Source organism: Pseudomonas sp. FEMGT703P (assembly GCF_002786345.1).
Taxonomy (GTDB): Bacteria; Pseudomonadota; Gammaproteobacteria; order Pseudomonadales; family Pseudomonadaceae; genus Aquipseudomonas; species Aquipseudomonas peli.
In genome coordinates, this window is record NZ_PGCM01000009.1 from 25,293 (window position 1) to 51,877 (window position 26,585).

A 26,585-nucleotide genomic window follows, 5' to 3' on the forward strand; every position below is an offset into this window, starting at 1 on the left:
TTAGCCGCTCGATGCTGAAAAACGCCCTGGTACTGGGGGCGTTCGCCATTCTGACCGTGGGCATCGTCGCTACGACGCAACTGGGTACGGCCAAACGTATTGAGGCCGCCCAGCGTGAAGCCAAGGTTCAGGCTCTGGCGCAGATTCTGCCCGCCGGCAGCTATGACAACCATCTGCTGGACAACGTCCGCGACGTTAATGACCCATTGCTGGGCAACAAAGGCCCTACTGCGGCCTACCTGGCCACTCGCAATGGCGAACCCAGTGCGGTGATCCTGCAGGCCACGGCCCCGGACGGTTACAGCGGTAGCATCAGCCTGCTGATCGGCATCCTGGCCGATGGCCGCCTGGCCGGCGTGCGGGTGATCAGCCACAAGGAGACACCGGGCCTGGGCGACAAGATCGAGTTGGCCAAGAGCAACTGGATCAACAGTTTCGTGGGCACCTCGCTGCAGAGTCCGGATGACTCCGGCTGGGCGGTGAAGAAGGACGGCGGCCAGTTCGATCAATTCGCCGGTGCCACCATCACCCCGCGCGCCGTGGTCAAAGCGATACACAAGGCGCTGCAGTATTTCGATGCGCACCGCGCAGAACTGCTAACGCTCCAGGAGACTGACAATGGCTAGTTACCGCGAAATCGTCGTAAACAGCCTGTGGAAGAACAATCCCGGCCTGGTCCAGCTGCTTGGCTTGTGTCCCCTGCTAGGCGTCAGCAACTCGGTAGTCAATGCCCTGGGCATGGGCCTGGCCACTGCCCTGGTGCTGGCTTGTTCGAATGCTGCCGTGTCGCTGATCCGCAATGCGGTCACCGATGCGGTGCGCTTGCCCGCATTTGTCATGATCATCGCTGCGCTGACCACCTGCACCGAGCTGCTGATGCAGGCCTTCACCTACGAGCTGTACCAGATACTCGGCATCTTCATTCCGCTGATCACCACCAACTGCATCATCCTCGGCCGCGCCGAAGCATTTGCCGCCAAGAACAAGGTCAGCCATGCCGCCTTTGATGGACTGATGATGGGCATTGGTTTCGGCCTGGTGATGGTGGTGATCGGGGCCGTGCGTGAACTGCTTGGCACCGGCGCACTGTTTGCCAATATGCAGCTGCTGTTCGGCCCGATCGCCGCAAATTGGCAACTGACACTGTTCAGTGACTACAAGGGCTTCCTCCTGGCGATCCTGCCGCCGGGGGCATTTCTGGTGCTGGGCCTGCTGGTGGCAGGCAAAAATCGCATCGATGAACACCTCGCGGCCAAAGCCAAGGCGCAGGAACCAGAAGCCCCTGTGCAAAGCCGTCGCGTACGCGTTACTGGAGTGATCGAGTGAACGCGGCCAAGCGCTACGAAATCTTCCGTCGCCTGCATGAAGACAACCCTGAACCCAAGACAGAACTGGCCTACAACACGCCGTTTGAACTGCTGGTCGCGGTGACGCTGTCTGCCCAGGCCACTGACGTCAGCGTGAACAAGGCCACCGCCAAGCTGTTCCCGGTGGCCAACACGCCCGAGGCGATTTACGCACTCGGCGTCGAGGGGCTAAGCGAGTACATCAAGACCATCGGCTTGTATAACAGCAAGGCGAAGAACGTCATCGAGGCCTGCCGTATCCTGATCGAGAAGCACGGCAGCCAGGTGCCGGACAACCGCGAAGACCTCGAAGCCCTGCCCGGAGTCGGGCGTAAAACTGCCAACGTGGTGCTCAATACGGCGTTCCGCCAGCTGGCCATGGCGGTGGACACGCATATTTTCCGCGTCAGCAACCGCACCGGTATCGCCCCCGGCAAGAATGTCGTGGAAGTGGAAAACAAGCTGATGAAATTTGTGCCCAAGGAATTTCTCCTCGACTCACACCACTGGCTGATCCTCCACGGCCGCTATGTGTGTCAAGCGCGCAAGCCGCGCTGCGGCAGCTGCCGCATCGAAGACCTGTGCGAATACAAACAGAAAACCTCCGACGATTGAGCCACTATTTAGTGGCTCAATAAGCTCATTGAAAAAATCTTTTTTACCCGCCCAGGTTTTGCCGTTATAAGGTGCGCAAATGGCCCTTGTAGCCTGGAGCAGAACTGATGAGCACTGACAAAGAAGAACTTGAGCTCGACGAAGATTTTGTTGCTGAAGAAGCGGACGATGCCGATGCACCGGTCGAGGTGGCCAAGACCAACCTGACCAAGCGCCGCATCATCGATAACTTCCTTGAAGAGCGCCGCCTGCACAAGCAATTGGCCGAATACGACTTCGACCTTTAACGGTCTTGCCAACAAAAAAGCCCCGCTACACTGCGGGGCTTTTTTGTGGCTCAGCAGATTCAACCGGCCTTAATCGGCGCGCGACGGCGACAACAGCTCAATTTTGTAACCATCCGGGTCTTCGACGAACGCCAGAATGCTGGTGCCGTGCTTCATCGGCCCAGGCTCGCGGGTGATCTTGCCGCCGCGGGTGCGAATGTCTTCGCAGGCCTTGTACACATCGGCCACTTCCAAGGCGATATGGCCGTAACCCGTGCCCAGCTCGTAGCTCTCCACGCCCCAGTTATGAGTCAGCTCGATCACGCTGTTGTGCGCCTCATCGCCGTAACCGACGAAAGCCAGGGTGAACTGCCCTTCCGGGTAGTCTTTGCGGCGTAGCAGGGTCATGCCCAGCACTTCGGTGTAGAACGCGATGGATTTATCCATATCGCCGACGCGCAGCATGGTATGCAGCAGTCTCATCAGGTGTCTCCTCATCAATGCCCGGCTGTGTGGGCTTATAAATGCAAACCCCGGCTTATGGCCGGGGCTTGGTGTGGCTCAGGTGCTCAAGTCTATCAGAGCATCTTGCGGCCCTTGCCCGCCGCGATGCGCATGCGCAGGGCGTTGAGCTTGATGAAACCGCCAGCGTCGGCCTGGTTGTAAGCACCGCCATCTTCTTCAAAGGTGGCGATGTTGGCGTCGAACAGCGAATCATCAGACTTGCGACCAGTGATGATCACGTTGCCTTTATACAGTTTCATCCGTACCACGCCGTTCACGTTGGCCTGGGAAGCGTCGATCATCTGTTGCAGCATCAGACGCTCAGGGCTCCACCAGAAACCGTTGTAGATCAGGCTGGCGTATTTCGGCATCAACTCGTCTTTCAGGTGAGCGACTTCACGGTCCAGGGTGATCGACTCTATGGCGCGGTGACCTTTGAGCATGATGGTGCCGCCAGGGGTCTCGTAGCAGCCACGGGACTTCATGCCAACAAAGCGGTTTTCAACGATATCCAGACGACCGATGCCGTTTTCGCCGCCGATGCGGTTCAGCTCAGCCAGGACGGTGGCCGGGCTCATGGCCTTGCCATCGATGGCGACGATGTCACCGGCACGGTAGGTCAGCTCGATATAGGTTGGGGTATCCGGCGCGGCTTCTGGCGACTTGGTCCAGCGCCACATGTCTTCTTCGTGCTCGGTCCAGGTGTCTTCCAGCACGCCGCCTTCATAGGAGATATGCAGCAGGTTGGCATCCATGGAGTACGGCGACTTTTTCTTACCATGACGCTCAATCGGAATGGCGTGCTTCTCGGCATAGTCCATCAGCTTCTCGCGCGACAGCAGGTCCCACTCGCGCCATGGGGCAATCACTTTTACGCCTGGCTTGAGTGCGTAGGCGCCCAGTTCGAAGCGCACCTGGTCGTTACCTTTGCCGGTGGCGCCGTGGGAAATGGCATCGGCGCCGGTTTCGTTGGCGATTTCGATCAAACGCTTAGCGATCAGCGGGCGAGCGATGGACGTGCCCAGCAGGTACTCACCTTCGTAGACGGTGTTGGCGCGGAACATTGGGTAGACGAAATCGCGGACGAATTCTTCGCGCAGGTCGTCGATATAGATTTCCTTGACGCCCATGGCCTGTGCCTTGGCGCGTGCCGGCTCGACTTCCTCACCCTGGCCGAGGTCAGCGGTGAAGGTCACCACTTCGCAGTTATAGGTATCTTGCAGCCACTTGAGGATCACGGAAGTGTCCAGGCCACCGGAATATGCCAGGACTACCTTGTTTACGTCGGCCATGCCATCAACTCCACGGGGTTGTGCGGGAAAACCGATGATTCTACTGCCCATGCCGCCTGATTTACAGAGGCGCGACAGCTTGTGACGACCAAGCGACGGATAATTGTTGGACAACAGACGAGTTGCAGGCGCTAGGAGGTGGCCGCAGGATCCGCAGCAGCAGGCGCCGGCTCCGCTGCTGGCGCAGCAGGCACTGCAGCTTCCGGCACCCGGTCAAGCAGAATGGTTACTCGGCGGTTCTTCGCCCGATTGGTTTCGTTATTATTCGGCGCCACCGGGTAGCGCTCACCATGAAAACGCATGGTGATCTGCTCGGCAGGAATGCCGTTGGCCTTGAGGTACTCCATCACAGCCAACGCACGACGGCGCGACAAATCGCGATTAGTCAGGCGATTGCCGCCATTGTCTGCATGGCCGTCTAGCTGAATGCGATTGACGCTGGGGTCGGCCTTGAGAAAGCTGAGGATGATATCGAGTTTGGCCTGGGCCAGTGGTTCCAGCGCCACACCACCACCTGGAAAACCGACCTGGCTCTTGCGTACTTGATCGAAATTCACCGGCAGCAGCTTGGCCGTGCAATCCAGGTATTCGTGGTAGGCCTTGTTGAATTTGGCCGGCAGCAGGCGCACCTCAACCGCATCCCCCCCCATGGCTGCGCGATGGCGTACCAGAGGACTGCGCCCCTCCAACAGACCAGTCAGCAAGCGCGTGCCTTGCTCTTGCGAACTGTTGAACAGCACCTCGGCCGGCACCACACTGACTGAGCCCAAGTTGATATCACCACGCCCCGGCTGCCAGGGCGCCGCCGCCGCCAGCAAGGTTGCATTACCGGCACCCAGCCAGCGCTCACGGGCTTTCAGGCTGAAGGTGACCTGTTCGCCCGCACGGCGTACAAACACCCCAGAACCGAAATCGGTGATCGGTTGCGACAGGCGGCACTCGAACTGATCGCCTTCGACCTGCCACTCAATCTTCTCCAGACGAGTCTGGAAGCTGATGGCTAGGACGGGCTGGCTTGCCAGCAGGCAGAGCACCGCGAGTGGGTAGGGTCGCACGACAGACTCCAGGGAATACGGCTTACCTTTGTCTATCGGTGCCACGGCGGAAAACTTGAGCAGTGCTTTATGGCTATTGCTCGGGGCGGACCATAAACCAACCCCGCCTTCAATCCGCTTTACCCGCGACAGCCGCTTTCAGCGTGCTGCCAAGGGGCTTTTCCGGTAGCATTCTCACTACGTTTTGCCCGCCTGGAAGCTTCCATGACTGACCGCCTTACCCTGCTGCGTCCCGACGACTGGCACATCCACCTGCGCGACGGTGGCGTTCTGCCCCACACCGTCGCCGATGTCGCCCGCACCTTCGGCCGCGCCATCATCATGCCCAACCTGGTACCGCCCGTGCGCAATGCCAGCGAAGCCGATGCCTATCGCCAGCGCATTCTCAGCGCCCGTCCTGCCGGCAGCCGTTTCGAGCCGCTGATGGTGCTGTACCTCACCGACCTGACTCAGCCTGACGATGTCCGTACGGCCAAGGCCTCGGGCTTTGTGCATGCAGCCAAGCTCTACCCGGCCGGCGCGACCACCAACTCCGATTCTGGCGTGACCAGCATCGACAAGATTTTCCCGGTGCTCGAAGCCATGGCCGAAGTCGGCCTGCCGCTGCTGGTACACGGCGAAGTGACACGCAGTGAGATCGATGTTTTCGACCGCGAGAAGGTCTTTATCGGTGAACATCTGAGCCGTGTGGTCGAGCGTTTCCCGACCCTGAAAGTGGTGTTCGAGCACATCACCACCCGCGATGCGGTGGAGTTTGTGCAAGGCGCTTCGGCCAACGTCGGCGCCACCATCACTGCCCATCACCTGTTGTACAACCGCAACCACATGCTGGTTGGCGGCATTCGCCCGCACTTCTACTGCCTGCCGATTCTCAAGCGCAACACCCACCAGGACGCTCTGCTGGATGCGGCCACCAGCGGCAACGCCAAGTTCTTCCTCGGTACCGACTCGGCGCCGCACGCCAAGCACGCCAAGGAAGCCGCCTGCGGCTGCGCCGGTTGCTACACCGCCTATGCGGCCATCGAGCTGTATGCCGAGGCCTTCGAGCAGCGTAATGCGCTGGACAAACTGGAAGCCTTCGCCAGCCTGAACGGCCCGGACTTCTACGGCCTGCCGCGCAACACCGACAGCATCACCCTGGTGCGTGAAGACTGGACCGCACCGGCCAGCTTGCCATTGGGCGAGCAAACCGTTATCCCGCTGCGCGCCGGTGAAACCCTGCGCTGGCGTCTGCTGGAGAACCAAGCGTGAGTGAAGACCTGTACGACGACGAAGCCGAGAGCGGCAGCCACTCCGGCCCGCGCCACCCGATGGCCGCGCGCTTTCGTGGCTACCTGCCGGTAGTCGTGGACGTGGAAACCGGTGGTTTCAACTGCGCCACCGATGCACTGCTGGAAATCGCTGCCACCACCATCGGCATGGACGAAGGCGGCTTCCTCTACCCTGAGCACACCCAGTTCTTCCGTATCGAGCCGTTTGAAGGCGCAAATATCGAACAAGCGGCGCTGGACTTCACCGGCATCAAGCTCGATCACCCGCTGCGCATGGCCGTCACTGAAGAGCACGCGCTGACGGAAATCTTCCGTGGCCTGCGCAAATCGCTGAAAGCCAACAGCTGCAAGCGGGCGATCCTGGTTGGCCATAACAGCAGCTTCGACCTGGGCTTCCTTAATGCTGCGGTTAACCGCACTGGCATCAAGCGCAACCCGTTCCACCCATTCTCCAGCTTCGACACCGCCACCTTGGCTGGTCTGGCATACGGTCAAACCGTATTGGCCAAAGCCTGCCAGGCCGCCGACATCGACTTCGACGGCAAGGAAGCACACTCGGCACGTTACGACACCGAGAAGACTGCCGAGCTGTTCTGCGGCATCGTAAACCGCTGGAAGGAAATGGGCGGCTGGATGGATTTCGACGACTAGGGTTAGGGCGGTCAACGATCTGCTGCGCGTCGGCCCTGCAGCGTTAAAAACAGACTCGGAATGCTCATGTACAAAAGTACACTCCGCTTCCTCGCCTGCTTTTGCCTTGCAGGACTCTAGCTCGCAAGATCGGGAGCAATTGCGTCTGTCCTAACGCCAGACCTGCCCCAATAAAAAAGCCCCGCACTAGGCGGGGCTTTTTTATTGGGGCAGAAACAGCGCAGGCCAGGCCTGCGCTGCTTCTATTAGGCGCTTTGCGCTAGGTCCATCAACTCGCGGTTAGCCACGGCATACATGGCGTAATCGGTGTTGGTGGCCGCACGCAGTTCGCCGAGCATAACCTTCCAGCGATCCACCAGACGGCGGTGCTGATCCAGCCACACACCGACCCGTTCCTCGATATCTGCAGGACCTTCGGCCATTTGCAGTACCGACACGGTGATAGCGCGCTGCTGCCAGTCCAGGTCATCGCGGAAGGCCTCACGGGCCAGCGCTTGCCAGTTGTTTTCCACCGGCAGGCTGGTGATCTGCTGCAGGTACCAGGACAGCTCCAGCGACCCGCCAATGGCGAAGTACGCCGCCGCAACCCGAGCCGGCTCCTGCCCGGTCACATCCGATGCTTCGATGATCGGCAACAGGGTGTAAAGATGGCTGGTACCAGCCACTACCCGCGCCAGTTCTTCCGGTACACCCGCTTCAACATACCCCTGGAAGCGCGCCAGCCACTGCTCACGGGCCGGGCCTTCGAGCAGTTCGTCGAGTCGACCCACCAGTGCTTCGATGCGCGGCGCGAAATGCGCCACGTCACGGGCCGCATCCAGCTCGTTGCGGCGGCTGCGCAGGAACCAGCGCGTCGCACGGCGGCCCAGACGCATCAGCTCATCCATCAACTGCAGTTGCAGTTCGGCAGGAACCTGGTAGTCCAGTGCCTCGATCTGTTTCCACCAATGCGGCAAGCGGAACAGGTCACGCACGATCACATAGGCGCCGGCGACATTCGCCGCGCTCATGCCAGTGGACTCCCTCAGGCGCTGCACGAAGGTGATGCCCATGTGGTTAACCAAGTCGTTGGCAATCTGCGTGCTGACGATTTCGCGCTTGAGGCGATGGCGACGCATCGGCTCACCGAACTTCTTCGCCAACAGCGGCGGGAAGGCGGTTTCCATCTCGCGCGCCAGGTACTCGTCGTCCGGCACCAGGGATTTCAGCAGCGACTCCTTGAGGTCAATCTTGCTGTAGGAGATCAGCACCGACAGCTCTGGACGGGTCAGACCCAAGCCGTTGGCAGCGCGCTCATTGAGTTCGTCGTCGGTAGGCAGGAACTCCAGGGCACGATCCAGCTTGCCGGCCGCTTCCAGAGCCGTCATCAGGCGCTTGTACTCACTCACCCGCTCACGCGCACGGCGCTCAGCCAGCGACAACGCCTGGGTCTGCTTGTAGTTGTTGCCCAACACCAGGCCGCCAACTGCATCGGTCATTTCCACCAGCAGCTTGTTGCGCTGCTTGCCGGTCATATCACCCGCGCCGACGATTTCGCCGAGCAAAATCTTGATATTCACCTCATGGTCGGAGCAGTCCACACCACCGGCGTTGTCGATAAAGTCGGTGTTGCTCTTGCCGCCATTGAGGCCGTACTCGACACGACCCAGCTGGGTCATACCGAGGTTACCGCCTTCACCCACCACTTTGGCACGCAGTTCGCGGCCATCCACGCGCAGCAGGTCGTTGGCCTTGTCGCCGACATCGGCGTGGCTTTCCTTGCTGGATTTAACGTAGGTGCCGATGCCGCCGTTCCACAGCAGATCCACCGGTGCTTTGAGCAAGGCGTTCAGCAGCTCATTCGGCGCCAGCTTGTCGGCGCTGATGTCGAACCGCTCTTTCATCTGCGGGCTGATGGCGATGCTCTTGGCGCTGCGCAGGAAGATACCGCCGCCAGCCGAGATCAGCTTGGCGTCGTAATCGGCCCAGCTCGAGCGCGGCAAGTCGAACAGGCGCTGACGCTCAACAAAGCTCTTGGCCGCATCCGGGTTGGGGTCGATAAAGATATGCATGTGGTTGAAGGCCGCGACCAGCTGCAGACTTTCCGACAGCAGCAGGCCGTTGCCGAATACGTCACCAGCCATATCGCCGATGCCGATTACGGTGACGTTGTCCTTCTGCACGTCGATGCCGCGCTCGCGGAAATGGCGCTGTACCGAGACCCAGCCGCCTTTGGCGGTGATGCCCATGCCTTTGTGGTCGTAACCGGCCGAGCCGCCCGAGGCGAAGGCATCGTCTAGCCAGAAGCCGTATTCAGCAGCAATGCCGTTGGCGATATCGGAGAAGGTCGCGGTGCCTTTGTCGGCCGCCACCACCAGGTACGGATCGTCGCCATCGTGACGCACCACGTTCTGCGGTGGCACCACGGCGCCGTCTTTCAGGTTGTCGGTGATATCCAGCAGGCCGCTGATAAAGATGCGGTAGCAGGCAATACCCTCGGCCAACACATCATCACGGCTGCCGCCAACCGGCAGGCGTCGTGGGATAAAGCCGCCCTTGGCACCCATCGGTACGATGACCGCGTTCTTCACCTGCTGCGCCTTGACCAGGCCCAGCACCTCGGTGCGGAAGTCTTCCTCGCGATCCGACCAGCGCAGACCGCCACGGGCGACGTCGCCAAAGCGCAGATGTACACCTTCAACACGCGGCGAGTAGACGAAGATTTCGAACTTCGGCGTCGGCCGCGGAATATCCGGAATCGCCCGTGGGTTGAGTTTGAAGCTGAAGTAGGACTTGTTCTGCCCGGCCGCATCGGTCTGGTAGAAGTTGGTGCGCAGGGTGGCTTTGATCAAGTCCAGGTAGCGGCGCAGGATGCGGTCTTCGTTTAGCACCGCAACGTTGTCCAGCGCGGCGAGAATCGCCTGCTCGAGCTTCTGCTGCTTGTCTTCCAGGTCATCAGCGGTGAGCTTGCGCGCCAGATAGAAACGCGTTTTGAACAGGCGCACCAGCTCCTTGGCGATATCAGCGTGGTTGACCAGGGTGCTGGCGATGTAGCTGAGGTCGAAGCCCAGACGAATCTGCTTGAGGTAGCGGGCGTAAGCACGAAGCAACGCCACATCACGCCACGGCATGGCGGCCATCAGCACCAGACGGTTGAAGCCGTCGTTCTCCGCTGCGCCGCCAACGATATTGACGAAAGCGCCTTGCAGGGTGTCGTTGAGCTGCTGGATGTCGACATCCAGGCCTTCGGCATAGGTGAAGGCGAAGTCGTGAATCCAGAACTCGCGGCCATCAGCGCGGCGCAGTTTGTAAGGGAACTCGCCCAGTACGCGCAGACCGAGGTTTTCCAGAATCGGCAGCACGTCCGACAGCGGCAGTGGCGTGTCGGCGTGGTACAGCTTGCAGTGCAGCTGCTGCTCGCCCTGGGTCAGCGGCTGATAGAAGCTCATCACCAATTGGCGCTCAGCGTTCAAGCTCAACAGGTGCTGCATATCGACCACCGCCGAGTGCGGGGCGAAACGTTCGCGGTAACCGGCCGGGAACCCGCCGGGGAACTCGCTGAGCACTTCGGTGCCCTGGGCTTCGCCGAGGCTTTCGACGATCAGGCTGGTGTAATCGTCCTTCCACGAACGGCAGGCCTGGATGACTTCTTTTTCCAGGCGCAGCGGGTCGATCTGCACGCGGTTCTTCGGGTCGACCTTGAGGATGAACTGCACCCGCGCCAGTACCGACTCGGAGAAGAAGGTCCAGAACTCGCAATCGGTAGCCTGCAGGCGCTCCATCAGCACCTGCTGGATCTTCATGCGGGTTTCGGTGGAGTACACGTCGCGTGGCACATAAGCCAGGCAGTAGCAGAAACGGCCGTACGGATCGCGGCGCAGGAATACGCGAATCTTGTTGCGCTCCTGAATCTGCACGATCGCCATGGTGGTGTTGAACAGCTCATCCACCGGGGTCTGGAACAGGTCGTCACGCGGCAGCACTTCCAGTACCTGAGCCAGCTCTTTGCCCAGGTGCGCGCTGCTGTCGAAACCGGAACGCTGCTTAATCACCGCCACCTTGCGACGAATGAACGGAATGCTCCATACGCTCTCGGCATACACCGCAGAGGTGTACAAGCCCATAAAGCGGCATTCCTTGATGACCTTGCCTTTGGCGTCCAGTTCGCGGATCGACACCAAATCCGGATACGCCGGGCGGTGCACGCGGCTTGGTACGGCCGCCTTGGCGAAGGACAGCAGCTGCGGCTCGCGCAGGTAGGCCACGGCCTCCGGTTCGATATGCAACTCATCGGCCTTGAGGCCGCTGCGCAGGCGCTTGGACAAGCCCAGCAAGGACTTCTCGTCATAGACCATGCTGCCGCCGCCAGTGCTGTCGGCAACAGTGAACTCTTCATAGCCGAGGAAGGTGAAGTGGTCGTCGAGCAACCAGCTCATGAATACCTTGATCTCTTCCAGCTCGGCGCCTTCAACCTTGAGTTTGGCCTTGTCCAACCAAGCCAGCAGTTCCTTGGCCTTGGCTTTCATCGGCTGGAAGTCGGCGACACTCAGGCGCACATCGCCAAAGACTTCTTGCAGATCCTTTTCCAGGGTCTTCAATTCACCGACGCTGGAGCTGCGGTCAATCTCCAGGAACATCAGGGCTTCCTGCTGCACATCCTTGCCCTGGGCACCCTTGGGCAGGATTTCCTGCAGCTCGCCGTTCTTGTTGCGGCGCACACTGAACACGCTGTTCTGCAGGGTGTGGATGCTGTAACCGCGACGGTTCAGCTCCATGCGCACCGAGTCGACCAGGAACGGAATATCGCTGTGCAGAATTTCTACGGCAGTGTGGGTGGACTGCCAGCCGTGTTTTTCATAATCGGGGTTGAATACCCGCACTTCAGGCTTGGCCGGTTCAAAACGCTCCAGCAACCGCCAGGACGACAAGGTGCAACCGACCAGATCAGAGAGGCGACGCTGGGTCAGCTCCTCGAGGGCGATAATGCCGAAGAATTGCTCGGCGAACAGGGCTACTTGTGGCAGAGCCTGTTCACTGACGTGCTGCGCCAGCGCCGTTTGCAGGTGGTGCTGAAAATCGGCTTTGCTGGCCGCCGTAAAGAACGCCATGGGTTTGCTCCGTTTGGCTTGTTATTCGTCAGGGGACTCGATCAAGGCAGTCACGAGTAATGACCTTCGCCACAACCTTGTTGTTCAACGTTAGTCTAGGAGGCCGCGATTGCATTAAAGTGGCTGCCACTTAACTCTGGCGAGATTCAAGACTCGCTGGTCACATTTGCCGGATGAGCTTAACGATGGAACACCGTGAAGCGCTTGTCGCGCTGCGACATTTTCTTTCAAGTCAGATCCTCGGCCAGGAAAAACTCATCGAAAGGCTGCTGATTGCCTTGCTCGCCGATGGCCACATGCTGGTCGAAGGCGCTCCCGGTCTGGCCAAGACCAAGGCGATCAAGGAGCTGGCCGAAGGTATCGAAGCCGAGTTCCACCGCATACAGTTCACCCCTGACTTGCTCCCGGCGGATATCACCGGCACCGAGATCTATCGTCCGGAAACCGGCAGCTTCGTGTTCCAGCAGGGGCCGATCTTCCACAACCTGGTGCTGGCCGATGAAATCAACCGCGCCCCGGCCAAGGTGCAATCGGCGCTGCTCGAAGCCATGGCCGAGCGCCAGGTCAGCGTGGGCCGCAGCACCTATCACCTGTCGCCGCTGTTTCTGGTGATGGCCACGCAGAACCCGATTGAGCAGGAAGGCACCTACCCGCTGCCCGAAGCCCAGCTCGACCGCTTTCTGATGCACGTAAAGATCGGTTTCCCCGACGCCAGCGTGGAACGCAAGATCCTCGCCCAGGCCCGTGGTGAAGCGCTGAATGGCGAAACCAAGCCCGAGCAGCTGGTCAGCCAGCAGGCAATCTTTGCCGCACGCCAGGAAATCCTCGGCCTGTATATGGCCGATGCAGTGGAAGAGTATTTGGTGCAACTGGTGATGGCCTCACGCACCCCGGCCAAATTCGACCCGGAACTGGCCGAGTGGATTGCCTACGGCGCCAGCCCGCGCGGCTCGATTGCCCTGGACCGCTGTGCACGGGCCCACGCCTGGCTGGCCGGGCGGGATTTCGTCAGCCCGGAAGATATCCAGGCGGTGCTGTTCGACGTGCTGCGGCACCGCATCATTCTGTCCTTCGAGGCAGAAGCCGCCGGCATCGACCAGGACCGCGTGGTGCAGCGCATTCTCGACGTTGTGGCGGTCGCCTAACCACCATGCACGACCAACCCACGCAGCCCGGCATTCGCGTCAGCCTCGGTGAACTGATCGAGATGCGCCACCGTGTGCGTGAGGTGCAGCTGTTTTCCACGCCGGCGCGGCGTAGCCCGCTGATTGGTCTGCACCACTCCAAACTGCGCGGGCGCGGCGTGGACTTCGACCAGGTGCGCGTATATCAGCCCGGCGACGACGTACGCACCATCGACTGGCGGGTCACCGCGCGTACTCAGGAGCCACACACCAAGCTGTTCCACGAAGAGCGCGAGCGGCCGATTTACATCATGGTCGAGCAGAGCAAACGGCTATTCTTCGGCTCCGGGCTGATGTTCAAGTCGGTGCTCGCCGCACAGGCCGCCAGCCTGATAGGCTGGGCCGCGCTGGGCCATAACGACCGCATCGGCGGCTTGGTCTTTGGCGATCTGGAACACCACGAAATCAAACCACGGCGCAGCAAGCAGAGCCTGCTGCAACTGCTCAGCCGCCTGGCCAAAGCCAATCAGGCCCTGAGCAACGACACCCAGGGTGGGCGCGACAGCTTCGGCCTGGCCTTGCGCCGCGCCCGCGAAGTGCTGCGCCCCGGCAGTCTGGTGGTGATTCTGTGTGATGAGCGCACGCTGAACGACAGCAGCGAACAGCAGCTGCTGCTGTTGGCGCGGCATACCGACCTGCTGTTGCTGCCCCTTTCCGACCCGCTCGACCACGCCCTGCCCAATGCCGGTTTGCTGCGCTTTACCGAACATGGCGCACAGTTGGAGCTGGACACCCAGGACGCCGAACTTCGCCAGGCGTACCGTAGCCTGGCCGATGCCCGCCAGGCGCGCTGGCAGCGCCTGGCGCAGAAGCTCGGCGTGCCCCTGCTGGCCCTGAACACCCAGAGCGAGATGATCGAGCAGCTGCGCGAGCACCTGAATGCCCAGCGACCGAGGAAAGCCCTGTGAACCCGCTGGATCAACTCGAGCCGCTGATCGCACCTGCGCCGATCAGCTGGTGGCCGCCGGCCCCCGGCTGGTGGCTGCTCGCGGTGCTACTGCCGCTACTCTTGTGGGCCGCGTTCAAACTGCTTAAACGCCTGCCGCGCAAAGCGGCCGGGCAGTTGGCCGAAGCGCCGCTCGACCCATTGCGCCAGGCCGCGCTGAACGAACTCGAACGCCTGAGCAAACCTTACGACGGCGTCGATGCCGGCCCCTGGCTGCAACAACTCAATGCCATCCTCAAACGTCTGTGCCGCGAGCGTTACCCACAAAGTAACAGCCATATCCTCAGCAGCCGCGCCTGGCTGGCCTTCCTCGACAGCCGCTGCCCCGCCGCCGGCCTGACTCGCTGGATGATTCTGGTGGAAGGCGCCTATCGCCCGCACTGCAACCTGGATGACAAGGCCATCGCCGGGCTCAACCAGGCCGTAGCGATCTGGATTCGCAAACATGTTTGAGTTTGCCTGGCCCTGGGTCTTTCTGGTCGCCCCGCTGCCCTGGCTGCTGCGCGCCTGGCTACCGCCTGCGGACAGCGGCGAAGCAGCGCTGAAAATCAGCTTCCTGGCCGAACTGGAAGGTTTGAGCGGCCGCCGCGCCCGCGTACGGCTACCTGCCCTGCGACAACAAGCACCGTTTGCACTGATCTGGCTGTTACTGCTGCTCGCCTGCGCGCGCCCGCAATGGCTGGGTGAGCCGCTGCCGTTGCCGGCAAGCGGCCGCGACCTGCTGCTGGCGGTGGATGTATCCGGCTCCATGGATTATTCCGACATGGTGTGGGAAGACCAGGAAGTCAGTCGTCTGACCCTGGTCAAACACCTGCTCGGTGAATTTATCGACGGCCGTCAGGGTGATCGGGTTGGCCTGATCCTATTCGGCAGCCGCGCCTACCTGCAGTCGCCGCTGACCTTCGACCGGCAGACCGTGCATATATGGCTGGATGAAGCGCAGAAGAACATCGCCGGACCACAAACCGCCATCGGCGACGCCATTGGCCTGGCGGTCAAGCGCCTACGCGAGCGTCCAGCGCAGAGCCGCGTACTGGTGCTGGTGACTGACGGCGCCAATAATGGTGGCGAAATCGATCCCTTGACTGCCGCACGCCTGGCCGCAGAGGAAGGCATCACCATTTACCCGATAGGCATCGGTGCCGACCCCGAGCAAGGCGGCGTACTCGGCATGCTCGGTTTCAACCCCGGCATCGATCTGGACGAGCCTAGCCTGCGCGCAATTGCCGAAGCCACCGGAGGCGAATACTTCCGCGCCCGCGACAGTGAAGAACTGCAGGCGATCGAAGCCACTCTCGATAGACTGGAGCCGGTGGCGCAGAAACCGACTCTGGCGCGGCCGACCTTGCCACTCTATCCCTGGCCGCTGGGCCTGGCCCTGTTGTTCAGCCTGCTGCTGGTCAGCCAAACACTCTGGCCAAGCCTGCAACAACGCTGGCGTACTCAGCTGACACGGCTACGGGGGAAACAGTCATGAGCGAACTGACCAGCCTCTGGCCCCACTGGCAACGCCCCTTCTGGCTGCTGCTGATACCGCTATTGGGCTTTCTGCTTTGGCAGCTTTGGCACCGGGAGAAACGCAGCGGTCGCTGGCAAGCATTGCTGCCGGCCGCGTTCCAGTCCGCGCTGCTAACCGCCACCGCTGGGCGCAACAGTCGCCTGCCCTGGCTGGCCCTCGGCCTGGCCTGGCTGCTGGCACTATTGGCACTGCTCGGCCCCAGCTGGCAACGCATCGAGCAACAGAACCCCAAGCCGGCCGACCCGCTGGTGGTAGTGCTCGAACTGACCCCAGAGATGCTCGCCAGCGACGCCTCACCCAATCGTTTGGCCCAGGCCAAACGCAAATTGCTCGACCTGTTGGAAGCACGGCAGGATGCACAAACCGCCATCGTCGTATATGCCGGCAGCGCACACACCCTGGTGCCGCTGTCCGACGACCTTGCCACCAGCCGCAATCTACTCGATGTATTGAACCCAGAGATCATGCCGGAGCCTGGCAAGCGCGCCGACCTGGCGGTGGCCAAAGCCCTGCAACTGCTCGAACAGGGCGCCCAGGGCAATGGCCGCCTGCTGCTGCTAACCAGCAGCCTCGACGAAACGCAGCGCCAGGCCATCACCCAGGCGCTCGGCCGCCGTGGTGAGCGCCTACGCATTCTCGGCATTGGCAGCACCCAGGGCGCGCCGATCATTCAGGAGGACGGCTCATTCCTCAAGGACGCACAAGGCACCATCCTGCTGCCACGCCTGGACAGTAACGGCCTCAAGCGCTTTGCCAGCGAACTGGGCGGGCAGTATCAGGGCGTAACGCTGGATGAACGCGACCTGCGCAACCTCGGCCTACTCGATGCACCGCAACAGCTGCGCCGCGATGGTGAGCTGACCCAGCTGCAAGCCTGGGCAGACCAAAGCCACTGGCTGCTCCTGCCGCTACTGTTACTCGCAGCCTGCGCTGCTCGCCGCGGCTGGCTGCTTTGCCTGCCGCTGTTGCTGCTGAGCCTGCCGCAGAACAGCTACGCCTTCAGCTTCGACGACCTCTGGCTGCGTGCCGATCAACAAGGCCAGCGCCTGCTTGAGGCGCAACAACCAGAGGCAGCCGCGCAGCGTTTCCACGATCCACGCTGGCAAGGCCAGGCGCTCTACCAGGCAGGCGATTACGCTGCGGCCGCCGAACGCTTCGCCAATGGCGAAACCGCAGGCGACCACTACAACCGTGGCAACGCCCTGGCGCGTAGCAACGAACTGGAAGCCGCCCTAGATGCCTACACCCAGGCGCTGGAACTGCAACCCGACTTGGCTCAGGCGCAAAAGAACAAAGCCCTGGTCGAAGAACTGCTGCGCCAAAACCAGCAGCAACAGCAGAATCAAAACGACGACCCGCAAGAACCCGACGAGCAGCAGAATCAGCCCAGCAGCCAGCCCCAGGCAGGCCAGTCCGATCCAGACGCACAGCAGCAGGCCGAGCAATCTCCGACCAAGCCGTCCGAGCCAGAGGACAAGGGTGAAAAACCCGCACAACCTGGCGCAGATGAAGACGCGGATACACCGCCGAAACAACCAGAAGAAGACGACAGCGACAGCGGCGAAGAACAGATCGCCAGCGCCGAGCCGAGCCTCGACGGCGAGCGGCGTCAGGCATTGGAACAATGGCTGCGGCAGATCCCCGACGATCCGGGCGAGCTGCTGCGGCGTAAATTCAGGCTGGAACAACAACAGCGCCAGGAACAACTGCAATGAGCCGACTGCTCTGTACCCTTCTGCTTGGCCTGCTGGCCCTGAATGTCAGCGCGCAAAGCCTGACCGCCAGCGTCGACCGCACCCGCCTGGATGCCGGCGAGAGCGTTGAGCTGACCCTGGAATCGAATGACGCCACGCTGTTCGGCAAGCCCGACCTGCAGCCGCTCAATGAGCTGTTTGAGGTGCTAGGCACCCGCCAGGTCAACCGCCTGACTAGCGGCAGCAACGGTGCCCAGGCGAGCACGCGCTGGATCGTCACCCTGCAACCCAAACACAGCGGTTATGTGGTGATACCGCCGCTCACACTCGGCCAGCTACAAAGCGAGCCGATTACCCTGCATGTTCAGCAAGCCGCGAGCGCCGAAGACAGTCGCCTGGCACCGGTGTTTATCGATGCCAGCCTGGACCAAGAAAGCGTCTACGTGCAGGCGCAAACCGTGCTGACACTGCGCATCTACCACTCCGTTTCACTGTACGACGACAGCAGCCTGACCCAACTGGAGATGCCCCAGGCGCGCGTTGAAGCGCTTGGTGAACCGCGCACCTATGAGAAGGACATCAACGGCATACGCCATGGCGTGATCGAGCTGCGTTACGCAATCTTCCCTCAGGAAAGTGGCGACTTGCTGATCCCCTCGCAAGCCTTTACCGCCACTGCAGTTGATCGCTCCGCCAGCAATGCCTACAACCCGTTCGGTCCACGCCCCGGCAAAGTGGTGCGGGTCCGATCGCCGGAAATTCCGCTGACGGTGAAAGCCAAGCCAGCCAGCTATCCGGCCGACGCCCCTTGGTTGCCAGCGCGCGCACTCAGCCTGAGTGAAGTCTGGAGTCCACAACCGGAGACAGCCCGCGTCGGTGATTCGCTGACCCGCAGCCTACTGCTCAAGGTCGAAGGTTTGGCCAGCGCACAATTACCGCCCTTGCCCGCCACCCAGGTTGCCGGCCTGCGCCGCTACCCCGACCAACCCCAATTAGCCAACCAGGCCAACGACAACGGTCTGGTAGCCAGCCGTGAAGAACGTGAAGCACTGGTAGCCAACCGTGAAGGCGAGATCACCCTGCCGGCAATCGAAGTGCTGTGGTGGAACACCACGACCGACCAACTCGAACGCAGCAGCCTGCCCACGCGTAAGCTGCAGGTGGCCGCAAATCCAAACCTGGAAACTCTGCCGATTGAAGTAGCAAGCCCAACCCTGCGCGAGGTGGACAATGCCCACCTTTGGGCCTGGCAACTCAGCACTGCACTCCTGGGCCTGAGCACACTGCTCGGGTTTACCCTGTGGTGGCGCGCGCGGCGCCAGCCTCCAGTGCTGCCTAGCCAGCAGACGGGGCCTAGCCAACGCAACCTGCTCGATGACCTTAAGCGCAGCTGCCTGGCGAATGACTCGCAGGCCACGCGCCATGCGCTGGACGCCTGGGCCCGCCAACAACCGGAAACCCTCGCCGATATGGCCTCCCGTTTTACCCCACTGTCCGATGCCCTCGACGGCCTGAATGGCGCGCTCTACAGCGAAAGCGGTCAGCACTGGCAAGGCCGCAATCTGTGGCTGGCCATTCGTAGCCTGCCTGCCGTAGAAGACCTTGAGAGCAATGCCAACACGGACACCAGCGCCCTGCCCCCACTGTATCCACGTTAAACCCGCGCGGACACAGCCAGCGATGGACAGCATTGCCTAGCAGGGCATAACACAAGCCAAGCCCGCCAATCTGTTTAGCAACACGTAGGCTCTGTGAACAACTTGCCGGCAAGCAGTTTCTCTAACAGCCAAAGCCAGGCCTAGCGGCGCCTCTCAGGATGGATAAAGCCTACGCAGCGGAGCTTGCCATGGCAGTCGTTACCCAAACGCCAGAAACAGAAAACCCTCGGGAATCACTTCACCGAGGGTTTCTGTTTTTGGGCCTGGCATAAGCGCAAGACGCTTACGCCATCAAGCTGCCCTTAGTGCGAAAGCAACGAACCACCTGTTTTGCCAACCAGTTTTTCTGGTTTGATCAGGAAGCGCGCCAGAGCCGGCAACAGCAGCAAGGCACCAAACATGTTGACGACAAACATAAAGGTCAACATCAGGCCCATGTCAGCCTGGAACTTGATCGCCGAGAAGATCCAGGTGGCAACGCCGATGGCCAAGCACAGGCCAGTAAACAGCACAGCTTTACCGGTGGACTTGAGCGTCTGGTAGTAGGCCTCTTGCAGCGGCAAGCCCGCACGCAGGAAGCTTTCCAACCGGCTGTAGATGTAGATGCCGTAATCCACACCAATGCCCACACCGAGCGCGATCACTGGCAACGTTGCGACCTTCATGCCGATACCCAGGAACGCCATCAGTGCGTTACCCAGAATCGAGGTCAGGATCAGCGGCAACACGATGCAGATAGTCGCAGGCACAGAACGGAAGGTGATCATGCACATCACCGCCACCCATATATAAACCAGCACCAGGATGGTCAACTCGGAACTGGCAATCACTTCGTTGGTCGCCGCCTCGATACCCGCGTTACCAGCAGCCAGGCGGAAATCCAGATCCTCCTGGTTATTCACCTTGGCAAACTCCTGTACCGAACTGACCGCACGTTTAAGTGTCTCGGCCTTGTGATCCTCAAGGAACACCAGCACCGGGGCAACCGAACAATCAGCGTTGTACAGGCCATCAGCCCGGGCAATCGAGTTATTCAACACGTCCTGGTTACGCGACAGAGTTTCCCACTTCAGGTTGCCTTCGTTCATCCCTTTGATCATCTGGCGCGACACCGTGACCATGGAAACCGCAGACTGCACACCTTTGGTGTTCTCCATCTTCCACATCAGCTCATCCATGGCCGACAACGTCTTGAAAGCCGAGCAGCCTTCAGGAGCCGTCTTGACCATCACCACCAGTACGTCCGAACTGGTCGAATAATTCTTGATGATGAAGTCGTTGTCCTGGTTGTAGCGCGAATCAGGACGCAACTCAGGCGCTCCCTGATCCAGGTCGCCGACCTGCAGGTAAGCCTTCTGATAGAAGAAGCTGCTGACACCACCCACAAGCGCCAGCACGACCATAAACGGCGCAACATTCGGATGGGCGACGTTGGACAACAGACGCCACATCGGCTTCTCGGCCACCTCATCCTTCTTGCTGCGCTCAATCGCCTTCTTGCTGATACCCAAGTAGGAAATTGCAACCGGCAGCAGAATAAGGTTGGTGAAGACGATAACCGCTACACCGATAGAAGCCCCAATGGCCAACTCATGGATCACACCAATGTCGATGATCAGCAGGGTGATAAAGCCCACGGCGTCAGCCAGAATCGCGATCATGCCCGGCAGAAACAGCTGGCGGAAGGTGCGCCGCGCCGCCATCAATGGGTTATCGGCGCCACTGGATTGCAGCGCGATACCGTTGATCTTCTGCACGCCATGGGAAATACCGATGGCGAAGATCAGGAACGGCACCAGCATGGAGTATGGGTCGAGACCAAATCCAACCAGGTTCATCAGACCCAGTTGCCAGCCCACTGCAACCAGTGTGGTTACCAGCACACCGACGGTGCTGCGGATACACCAGCTGAACCAGTACAGCAGGACGAAGGTGATCAGCAAGGCGATGGCGAAGAAGCCGACCACCATTACCAGACCATCAATCAGGTCGCCGACCTTCTTGGCAAAACCGATGATGTGGATCTGCACATTGGGGTTCTGCGCCTGATACTTTTCGCGAATTTTCTCCTCAAGCTGGTGGGAGAACTGCTGGTAGTCCAGTTTGATCAACTTGCCCTGGTCGTTTGGATCAGGATAGGACTCAAGCAGCGGTACATCGACGATGCTGGACTTAAAATTGTTCGCCACCAGACGACCGACCTGGCCGGATTTGAGGACATTGCTGCGCAACTCCTCCATGCTCTCGGCACTGCCGTCGTAGGTTTGCGGAATTACCTCACCCCCGGCAAAACCTTCTTCGGTCACTTCGGTCCAGCGCACGCTAGGAGTCCACAAGGACTTCAGCCCAGAACGGTCAACACCAGGAATATAAAAAGCTTCGTCGTTGATCTGACGCAGCGTCTCCATGTATTCCTTGGTGAAGATATCGCCATCTTTGGCTTCTACCGAAATACGCACCGTGTTGCCAAGGTTGGCCAGGTCATTACGGTGCTCCATCATGTTCTGAATGAATGGATGGCTCAGCGGAATCATTTTTTCAAAGCTGGTCGATGGCCGGATTTGCGAGGCTTGGTAGAACAGGAAAATGCTTACCAGCAAGCAGATCAGAATCACCGCAGGCCGGTTGTTGAAAATCAGGCGTTCAAGAAAGCTCGCCTTGTCCTGGTGATGGTTACTCATCAAACGCTACCCCAGCTTATTATTGTTGGCCAAGACTGGCATCAGTCGGCGCGGAAACATGTACGCCACCCTGCCCGACGAGGATCATGCGGCCGCTGTTATCCATGGCAAGGCCAGCCAAGGACAAACGATCAGGACGATTTAGGACGCTGAAACTACGCCCCTTGTCGATGCTACGCAGCACGCTGCCACCATGGCCGACAATCACGATGCTGCCATCCTTGAATATGGCACCATTGGCTAAGCCAAACTCCAGCTCACCATTGTTCGCCGTTTTGAGCGAAATACGCTCCCACGTGCTGCCGAAATCTGCAGAGCGGAACAAGTGTCCCCGTAGGCCATAGGCCAGCACCGCACCGGGCTCGCCGGTACCGAGCGCACCAAACAGTGAACCTTCATACGGGCTTTCCAGTGTTTCCCAGGATTGCCCCCAATCAGGTGAGCGGAACATCACACCCTGCTCGCCAACGATAAACAGACCTGAATCTTTCACTTCGACAATGGCATTGAGGTGATAGGCATCCTCATTGTCCATACGCTCACTGACGTCTTCCCAGGTTGTACCGCCATCGGTAGTGGTCAGCAAAGCACCATAGGCACCCACCGCAAAACCGTTGTTGCGGTCCTTGAACCAGATATCCAACAACGGCGCTTCGCGCTCAAGATCTTCGAACTGCTTCACCCAGGTGGCGCCGCCATCGCTGCTGGCGAGAATCTGCGCATCGTGACCGACAGCCCAACCATGGCTATCGTCGAGGAAGAAAACGGCAGTCAACATCTGCTTGGATGGCACGCTAGCTTGTGTCCAGCTGCCGCCATCGTCATCGGAAAAGAGTATGTGGCCCCGATCGCCTACAGCCACCAAGCGCTTGCCAACACTGACAATATCCAGCAACAAGCTGTGCTGAGCTTTGGCCGATACAACGGATTGGACTTCAGTTTTGACGGTTTCAGCTTGCACGTGCATTGGCGCACTGGCGAGCATCAGCATGGACAGCACACTGCACAGCGAAAGCGCTTTAGTCAGTGGCGAGTGGACGCGGAACTCCGGCGTGTGGGACGACCCCACAGAACGACCGGCCTGGGTGCGCCGCATGACGGGCTCACTCATATACCTTCCCCCTTATTCTTATAGGTAGCACTACCCTTATAGCAGTGCGCCTATCCTACTGAGCTTTCAAAAGGCCTGACAATCGGCGCGACGTTATGTTTTGTTAAACCCGCCCGTCTACCATGCCCTGTTTGGCTGACAAATAGCAAAAGGCCGCTACAACAGTAGCGGCCTTTTGCTCAACCTACACGCGGATTAACGCGTACCGCGGCGACGCAGCGCAGCAGGCTTGAAGTAACCGTCATCCGGCACAGCCTGGCTAAAGTCGATGGTGCTTGGCTCTTCGTTATCCAAGTTCTGCACATGGTAACGACGGGCTTGCAGGTCGTGGAAGCTATCCAGTGCAGACCAAGTGGTCGGCAGGTCGTAGTAGTTTTTCAGGTAGGCAATCGACACGCGCCAAAGATCACCGCGACCGTCGTACTGATCAACCACTGCTGCTTGCCAGCTGTCCTCGTCGAGGAACAGGGTGCGCTTGGAATAGATGTGGCGAGCACCCGACTTCAGCGTACCTTCAACCACCCAAACACGGTGCAGCTCGTTGCGAGTAAACGCTGGGTTCAGGTGGCCGACTTGCAGCAGGTCCTTGTACTTCACTTCAGGGCTGGTGACTTTGTAGCTGTTATAAGGAATGTAGATTTCCTTCTTGCCCACCAGTTTCCAGTCATAACGATCTGGCGAACCGTTGATCATGTCGGTGTCGTCTGCTGTGCGCAGGCCGTCAGCGGCAGCGATCGGGGTGTCATAAGCCAGGTTCGGCGCGCGACGTACGCGACGCTGACCGGCGTTGTAGCCCCAAGCCTGACGCGGCTCTTTTACCTGATCCAGGGTTTCGTGCACCAGTACCGCACCACCTGCCAGACGCGCCGGGCTCTTGGTGAAGGACAGGTAGTAGAACATGATGTTGTTCAGATCTGCTGCAGTCCCTTTCGGGTTGTAGAACTTGAACATCGCTTCTTGCTGCGAGGTCACCAGCGAGTAGCTACCGTTACGCTGCACGGCAACTTCCGAAGCGCGACGCACAATGTAGGTACCACGGTAGCGTGCGATGTGGTTCCACAACGCTTCTACGCCATTTTGCGGGATCGGGAACGGGATGCCGCCGTAGGCGTCGGAGAAGCCGTTGCCGCCATCCAGCAACTTGGCAGTAGTAGCGTTCTTGATGGTGTTGTCATACACCCACTGCGGCGCAGAACCGGAGCGACGAGTCTGATAGACCGGCATCTGGTAGCTGTTCGGGTAGGTGTTGAACATCGCAATCTGACCTGGGGTCAGGTTGTCTTTGTACTGATCCAGGTTGGCTTTGGTGATGGTGAACAGCGGCTTGTCATCTGCAAACGGATCGACGTGGTGCTGGCCTGGCGTGGTGTAACCCGCCGGAGCCTTGGTGATACCACCGTTCCACTCAGGAATAGTGCCCGCCGCGTTGCCGGCTTTCTCGGCACCGAACGGGGTGAGGTTTGCGCCCAATTTGGCTGCTTCTGCAGGCGAAACCGCAGCGAACGCGCTGCCAGCGGACAGTGCCAGCGCAATCGCGGCCCCCATCAACGTGTGCTTTTTCAGCATCTTGATTCTCCGTGAAATAAGTCAGCAACCGAGTGCCCGCAGGCACTCGATATTTTCTAGTTATGTTTAGAAGGAATACTTGACGTTCAAGCCGACGTTGTCGCGGTCGCGACCCGAGTTGCTCTGACCGGCGCCCATAAACTCGGTGTATTGAATTTCAGCTTCCAGGCTGTTCAGGTAACTGGCGCGAAGACCTACGGTGTAAGCCTTGCGATCTTCAATAAAGTTACCGGTCTGATGGCCATTACCCTGGAAATCATGCTTGAAGACAGTAAATGGCGACAGGTTTACACCCGCATATACATCGTTCCAAGTACCTGACAGTACCAGCGTGTAGCCATAAGCATCAGACGTTGCACAGTCTTGCTTGGCCATGGCCGCATCGGTGGAGTAGGAGGTGTTAGCACGACCCGCGATGCAACGCTCACCATTTACAGAGCTATATTTCAGACTATCTCCACGAACATGTTCCGACGCAAGTTCGGCGACACCAAACAGCGAGTCAAAACTTAAGACATTGCCAAAGTTATGGATAGCACCGATAGACGAATTAAATGCTTCAACACGACGGTAGTTGCTTACAGAACCATCACGCGTGATCTGACGCCCAGAAATAAGCGCCGTACCAGCACCAGGCAAAGTACCTGAGTTATCCGCAAGCTTAGCGCCCTGTAAAACAAGATCACCCAAGAGATCGTTTGTAGCAGCAATACCAACTGGCAAATTAGGCCGATATGCCAGCTCGCCAAAAACAGAAGTTTCGTTAATTGTTGTATTGAAGCTAAAACCATACATGCGAATATCTTCAGCATACTCACGCTTAGCCTGAGTAGAACCCAGAAGATCAATCGTAGCCAAACCACCAGCAGTTGCAACACCCAGCGCCCCAGTACCTGGGTTGAACGCAGCCAAATTAGCTATATTAACACCCTTATAACCATTCAGATCCGCATATATAGTAGGCTCTTTGGCGTGATAGTTAACCAAATAAGCACCAAACTCCGTTGAATTTAGCTCTTCAGCGATATATTTAAAAGAGAATCCATACTGACCATCATTTTTAGCATTAATATCACTGGTAACATCAGCAACTTGTAGAATATTCCCAAATGAAGTGTTGACGCCAGAAGCATAAAGCCCAGTACCCGCCGCTAGAGGCCCAGCGAACGCGGACAAGTTCCGATAACCTGGAATAGCCGGCGCAAGGTTAGTGCCTGCGAAATTATTGTAAGCAGTATTTCCACCCTCACCGAACAAGTCAGTTTCGGAGAAGAAAGTACCTACTGGATCAATCGCCGACTCTTTCCAATTGAACTGATAGAAAGCATCCATGGAAATGTTGTCAGTCAGGCCAACGCTAAAGCTCAGCGCCTCAACTGGAACCAGCACTTCTTTGACTTCTGCACCTGGCAGACGGAACTTACCGGCGTCTACTGGATTGGTGGTGTTTACCCCACCGCGGTAGAACAAACCTTCACCCCAGTTAAATACCTGCTTACCGAAGCGCACGCCAACAGGCATGTCGGCGACATCCCAGTTGCCGTAAACATAGGCATCGAGAATTTCTGCGTTACGGCCGGCCGAGTGACGGGTACCACGGGTAAAGCTGTCGTCTTTCGGTACATTCTGGCTTGGCTGATACGCCAGACTGGAGTCGTAGTAGTCGTTACGCTTATCCATGATTTGGGTGTCATAGAACGCCGTGCCGCGCACAAAGGCACCGTAATTCTGGTAGGTCACTTCCATATCGGAAGTGACTTTGAAGACTTCAGAAACCAAGCCAGTACCGAAGTTACGGTTACCGTCGTTGGTATTGATATCGTTGTTGGTCTTGTCCTGACCTTGTACGCGCCAGAGTTGGCCGTAGGACACGGTGGTATCGATGGAGCCGCTGATTTCATTGTCTGCGAAGCTGAATTCCACAGCTTGGGCATGGGCCGCCACCAGGAGTGGAAGAATGCCGACAAAAGCAAAACCTGCTTTAGCAGGTGCGAAACGCAATACGGGCTTACGGGACTTAATTTCCATCGAAACATTACTCCGTGGACAGATCATCTTTTTTGTACCCCAACCGCTGAGGCACGTTATGGCCATACTGATGACGGCCTTAAATGTTGATTGGAAGGCAAGCTCCCAACG

At 59.2% G+C, this 26,585-nt stretch carries 20 protein-coding genes; 12 read left to right on the forward strand and 8 right to left on the reverse strand.

Features of this window, described 5'->3' with window-relative positions:
- The first annotated feature begins 11 nt into the window (after window positions 1–11).
- The 4 genes from rsxG to CUR33_RS13300 all read left to right on the forward strand — a co-directional run bounded on the left by rsxG (window position 12) and on the right by CUR33_RS13300 (window position 2,248).
- Window positions 12–626 (forward strand): electron transport complex subunit RsxG, encoded by a 615-nt coding sequence (gene rsxG, locus CUR33_RS13285; RefSeq protein WP_289239969.1) that lies wholly within the window; start codon window positions 12–14, stop codon window positions 624–626.
- Window positions 619–1,326 carry an electron transport complex subunit E gene (locus CUR33_RS13290; protein ID WP_448703164.1) on the forward strand — a complete coding sequence of 236 codons (708 nt, stop codon included), beginning with the start codon at window positions 619–621 and terminating at the stop codon, window positions 1,324–1,326. Before rsxG ends, CUR33_RS13290 begins: the two co-directional genes overlap by 8 nt.
- Window positions 1,323–1,961, forward strand: coding sequence for an endonuclease III (gene nth / locus CUR33_RS13295; RefSeq protein ID WP_282876317.1), 639 nt, complete (start codon window positions 1,323–1,325; stop codon window positions 1,959–1,961). Before CUR33_RS13290 ends, nth begins: the two co-directional genes overlap by 4 nt.
- A 107-nt stretch (window positions 1,962–2,068) precedes the next feature.
- Window positions 2,069–2,248, forward strand: coding sequence for a PA3496 family putative envelope integrity protein (locus CUR33_RS13300; RefSeq protein WP_289239953.1), 180 nt, complete (start codon window positions 2,069–2,071; stop codon window positions 2,246–2,248).
- Between the two features lie 69 nt (window positions 2,249–2,317).
- On the opposite strand, the gene gloA is transcribed toward CUR33_RS13300, so the two are convergent.
- The 3 genes from gloA to CUR33_RS13315 form a co-directional block, all read right to left on the reverse strand.
- Window positions 2,318–2,710 (reverse strand): lactoylglutathione lyase, encoded by a 393-nt coding sequence (gloA, locus tag CUR33_RS13305; RefSeq protein WP_090252363.1) that lies wholly within the window; start codon window positions 2,708–2,710, stop codon window positions 2,318–2,320.
- A gap of 95 nt (window positions 2,711–2,805) precedes the next feature.
- Complete coding sequence (locus CUR33_RS13310) at window positions 2,806–4,023, reverse strand: argininosuccinate synthase (protein ID WP_090252361.1); 1,218 nt, start codon at window positions 4,021–4,023, stop codon at window positions 2,806–2,808.
- Window positions 4,024–4,154: 131 nt separating this feature from the next.
- On the reverse strand, window positions 4,155–5,078 hold the full coding sequence (locus tag CUR33_RS13315) for a flagellar protein MotY (protein WP_289239954.1): 924 nt from the start codon (window positions 5,076–5,078) through the stop codon (window positions 4,155–4,157).
- Window positions 5,079–5,282: 204 nt separating this feature from the next.
- Here CUR33_RS13315 and pyrC point away from each other — a divergent pair, with 204 nt between their 5' ends.
- Both pyrC and rnt read left to right on the forward strand, forming a co-directional pair.
- Window positions 5,283–6,329, forward strand: a complete 1,047-nt coding sequence (gene pyrC / locus CUR33_RS13320) for a dihydroorotase (protein WP_170047969.1) — start codon at window positions 5,283–5,285, stop codon at window positions 6,327–6,329.
- Window positions 6,326–7,000, forward strand: coding sequence for a ribonuclease T (gene rnt / locus CUR33_RS13325; RefSeq protein WP_090252353.1), 675 nt, complete (start codon window positions 6,326–6,328; stop codon window positions 6,998–7,000). The genes pyrC and rnt overlap by 4 nt, the downstream gene beginning before the upstream one ends.
- A 245-nt stretch (window positions 7,001–7,245) precedes the next feature.
- Here the strand turns inward: rnt and CUR33_RS13330 are convergent, their stop codons facing one another.
- On the reverse strand, window positions 7,246–12,087 hold the full coding sequence (locus tag CUR33_RS13330; RefSeq protein ID WP_289239955.1) for an NAD-glutamate dehydrogenase: 4,842 nt from the start codon (window positions 12,085–12,087) through the stop codon (window positions 7,246–7,248).
- A gap of 185 nt (window positions 12,088–12,272) precedes the next feature.
- On the opposite strand from CUR33_RS13330, the gene CUR33_RS13335 reads away from it, so the two are divergent.
- From CUR33_RS13335 to CUR33_RS13360, 6 genes are read left to right on the forward strand one after another with little or no spacing between them, the layout of a single operon-like run.
- Window positions 12,273–13,232: an AAA family ATPase gene (locus CUR33_RS13335; RefSeq protein ID WP_090252347.1), complete on the forward strand. Its 960-nt coding sequence runs from the start codon at window positions 12,273–12,275 to the stop codon at window positions 13,230–13,232.
- A gap of 5 nt (window positions 13,233–13,237) precedes the next feature.
- Window positions 13,238–14,179: a DUF58 domain-containing protein gene (locus tag CUR33_RS13340; protein WP_289239956.1), complete on the forward strand. Its 942-nt coding sequence runs from the start codon at window positions 13,238–13,240 to the stop codon at window positions 14,177–14,179.
- Complete coding sequence (locus tag CUR33_RS13345; protein ID WP_160087807.1) at window positions 14,176–14,670, forward strand: DUF4381 domain-containing protein; 495 nt, start codon at window positions 14,176–14,178, stop codon at window positions 14,668–14,670. Before CUR33_RS13340 ends, CUR33_RS13345 begins: the two co-directional genes overlap by 4 nt.
- On the forward strand, window positions 14,663–15,694 hold the full coding sequence (locus CUR33_RS13350) for a vWA domain-containing protein (RefSeq protein ID WP_289239957.1): 1,032 nt from the start codon (window positions 14,663–14,665) through the stop codon (window positions 15,692–15,694). The genes CUR33_RS13345 and CUR33_RS13350 overlap by 8 nt, the downstream gene beginning before the upstream one ends.
- A complete protein-coding gene (locus tag CUR33_RS13355) occupies window positions 15,691–17,451 on the forward strand; it encodes a VWA domain-containing protein (protein WP_448703165.1) in 1,761 nt (586 codons plus the stop codon). Before CUR33_RS13350 ends, CUR33_RS13355 begins: the two co-directional genes overlap by 4 nt.
- Window positions 17,448–19,088 (forward strand): BatD family protein, encoded by a 1,641-nt coding sequence (locus CUR33_RS13360; RefSeq protein WP_289239958.1) that lies wholly within the window; start codon window positions 17,448–17,450, stop codon window positions 19,086–19,088. The genes CUR33_RS13355 and CUR33_RS13360 overlap by 4 nt, the downstream gene beginning before the upstream one ends.
- A gap of 302 nt (window positions 19,089–19,390) precedes the next feature.
- On the opposite strand, the gene CUR33_RS13365 is transcribed toward CUR33_RS13360, so the two are convergent.
- The 4 genes from CUR33_RS13365 to CUR33_RS13380 form a co-directional block, all read right to left on the reverse strand.
- Window positions 19,391–21,769 carry an efflux RND transporter permease subunit gene (locus tag CUR33_RS13365; RefSeq protein ID WP_090252334.1) on the reverse strand — a complete coding sequence of 793 codons (2,379 nt, stop codon included), beginning with the start codon at window positions 21,767–21,769 and terminating at the stop codon, window positions 19,391–19,393.
- 19 nt (window positions 21,770–21,788) lie between these two features.
- On the reverse strand, window positions 21,789–22,880 hold the full coding sequence (locus tag CUR33_RS13370; protein ID WP_244152875.1) for a WD40/YVTN/BNR-like repeat-containing protein: 1,092 nt from the start codon (window positions 22,878–22,880) through the stop codon (window positions 21,789–21,791).
- A gap of 195 nt (window positions 22,881–23,075) precedes the next feature.
- A complete protein-coding gene (locus tag CUR33_RS13375) occupies window positions 23,076–24,446 on the reverse strand; it encodes a DUF1329 domain-containing protein (RefSeq protein WP_090252329.1) in 1,371 nt (456 codons plus the stop codon).
- A gap of 66 nt (window positions 24,447–24,512) precedes the next feature.
- On the reverse strand, window positions 24,513–26,474 hold the full coding sequence (locus CUR33_RS13380; protein WP_289239959.1) for a DUF1302 domain-containing protein: 1,962 nt from the start codon (window positions 26,472–26,474) through the stop codon (window positions 24,513–24,515).
- Window positions 26,475–26,585 lie beyond the last annotated feature (111 nt).

Bases quoted from the DNA above. Each gene is read 5' to 3' on its own strand.
- CUR33_RS13310 (WP_090252361.1), bottom strand. From the start codon at position 4,023: ATGGCCGACGTAAACAAGGTAGTCCTGGCATATTCCGGTGGCCTGGAC.
- CUR33_RS13330 (WP_289239955.1), bottom strand. From the start codon at position 12,087: ATGGCGTTCTTTACGGCGGCCAGCAAAGCCGATTTTCAGCACCACCTG.
- CUR33_RS13350 (WP_289239957.1), top strand. From the start codon at position 14,663: ATGTTTGAGTTTGCCTGGCCCTGGGTCTTTCTGGTCGCCCCGCTGCCC.
- CUR33_RS13365 (WP_090252334.1), bottom strand. From the start codon at position 21,769: ATGAGTAACCATCACCAGGACAAGGCGAGCTTTCTTGAACGCCTGATT.
- CUR33_RS13375 (WP_090252329.1), bottom strand. From the start codon at position 24,446: ATGCTGAAAAAGCACACGTTGATGGGGGCCGCGATTGCGCTGGCACTG.
- CUR33_RS13290 (WP_448703164.1), top strand. From the start codon at position 619: ATGGCTAGTTACCGCGAAATCGTCGTAAACAGCCTGTGGAAGAACAAT.
- CUR33_RS13355 (WP_448703165.1), top strand. From the start codon at position 15,691: ATGAGCGAACTGACCAGCCTCTGGCCCCACTGGCAACGCCCCTTCTGG.
- CUR33_RS13340 (WP_289239956.1), top strand. From the start codon at position 13,238: ATGCACGACCAACCCACGCAGCCCGGCATTCGCGTCAGCCTCGGTGAA.
- CUR33_RS13370 (WP_244152875.1), bottom strand. From the start codon at position 22,880: ATGAGTGAGCCCGTCATGCGGCGCACCCAGGCCGGTCGTTCTGTGGGG.
- pyrC (WP_170047969.1), top strand. From the start codon at position 5,283: ATGACTGACCGCCTTACCCTGCTGCGTCCCGACGACTGGCACATCCAC.
- rsxG (WP_289239969.1), top strand. From the start codon at position 12: ATGCTGAAAAACGCCCTGGTACTGGGGGCGTTCGCCATTCTGACCGTG.
- CUR33_RS13300 (WP_289239953.1), top strand. From the start codon at position 2,069: ATGAGCACTGACAAAGAAGAACTTGAGCTCGACGAAGATTTTGTTGCT.
- CUR33_RS13360 (WP_289239958.1), top strand. From the start codon at position 17,448: ATGAGCCGACTGCTCTGTACCCTTCTGCTTGGCCTGCTGGCCCTGAAT.
- CUR33_RS13335 (WP_090252347.1), top strand. From the start codon at position 12,273: ATGGAACACCGTGAAGCGCTTGTCGCGCTGCGACATTTTCTTTCAAGT.
- CUR33_RS13380 (WP_289239959.1), bottom strand. From the start codon at position 26,474: ATGGAAATTAAGTCCCGTAAGCCCGTATTGCGTTTCGCACCTGCTAAA.
- gloA (WP_090252363.1), bottom strand. From the start codon at position 2,710: ATGAGACTGCTGCATACCATGCTGCGCGTCGGCGATATGGATAAATCC.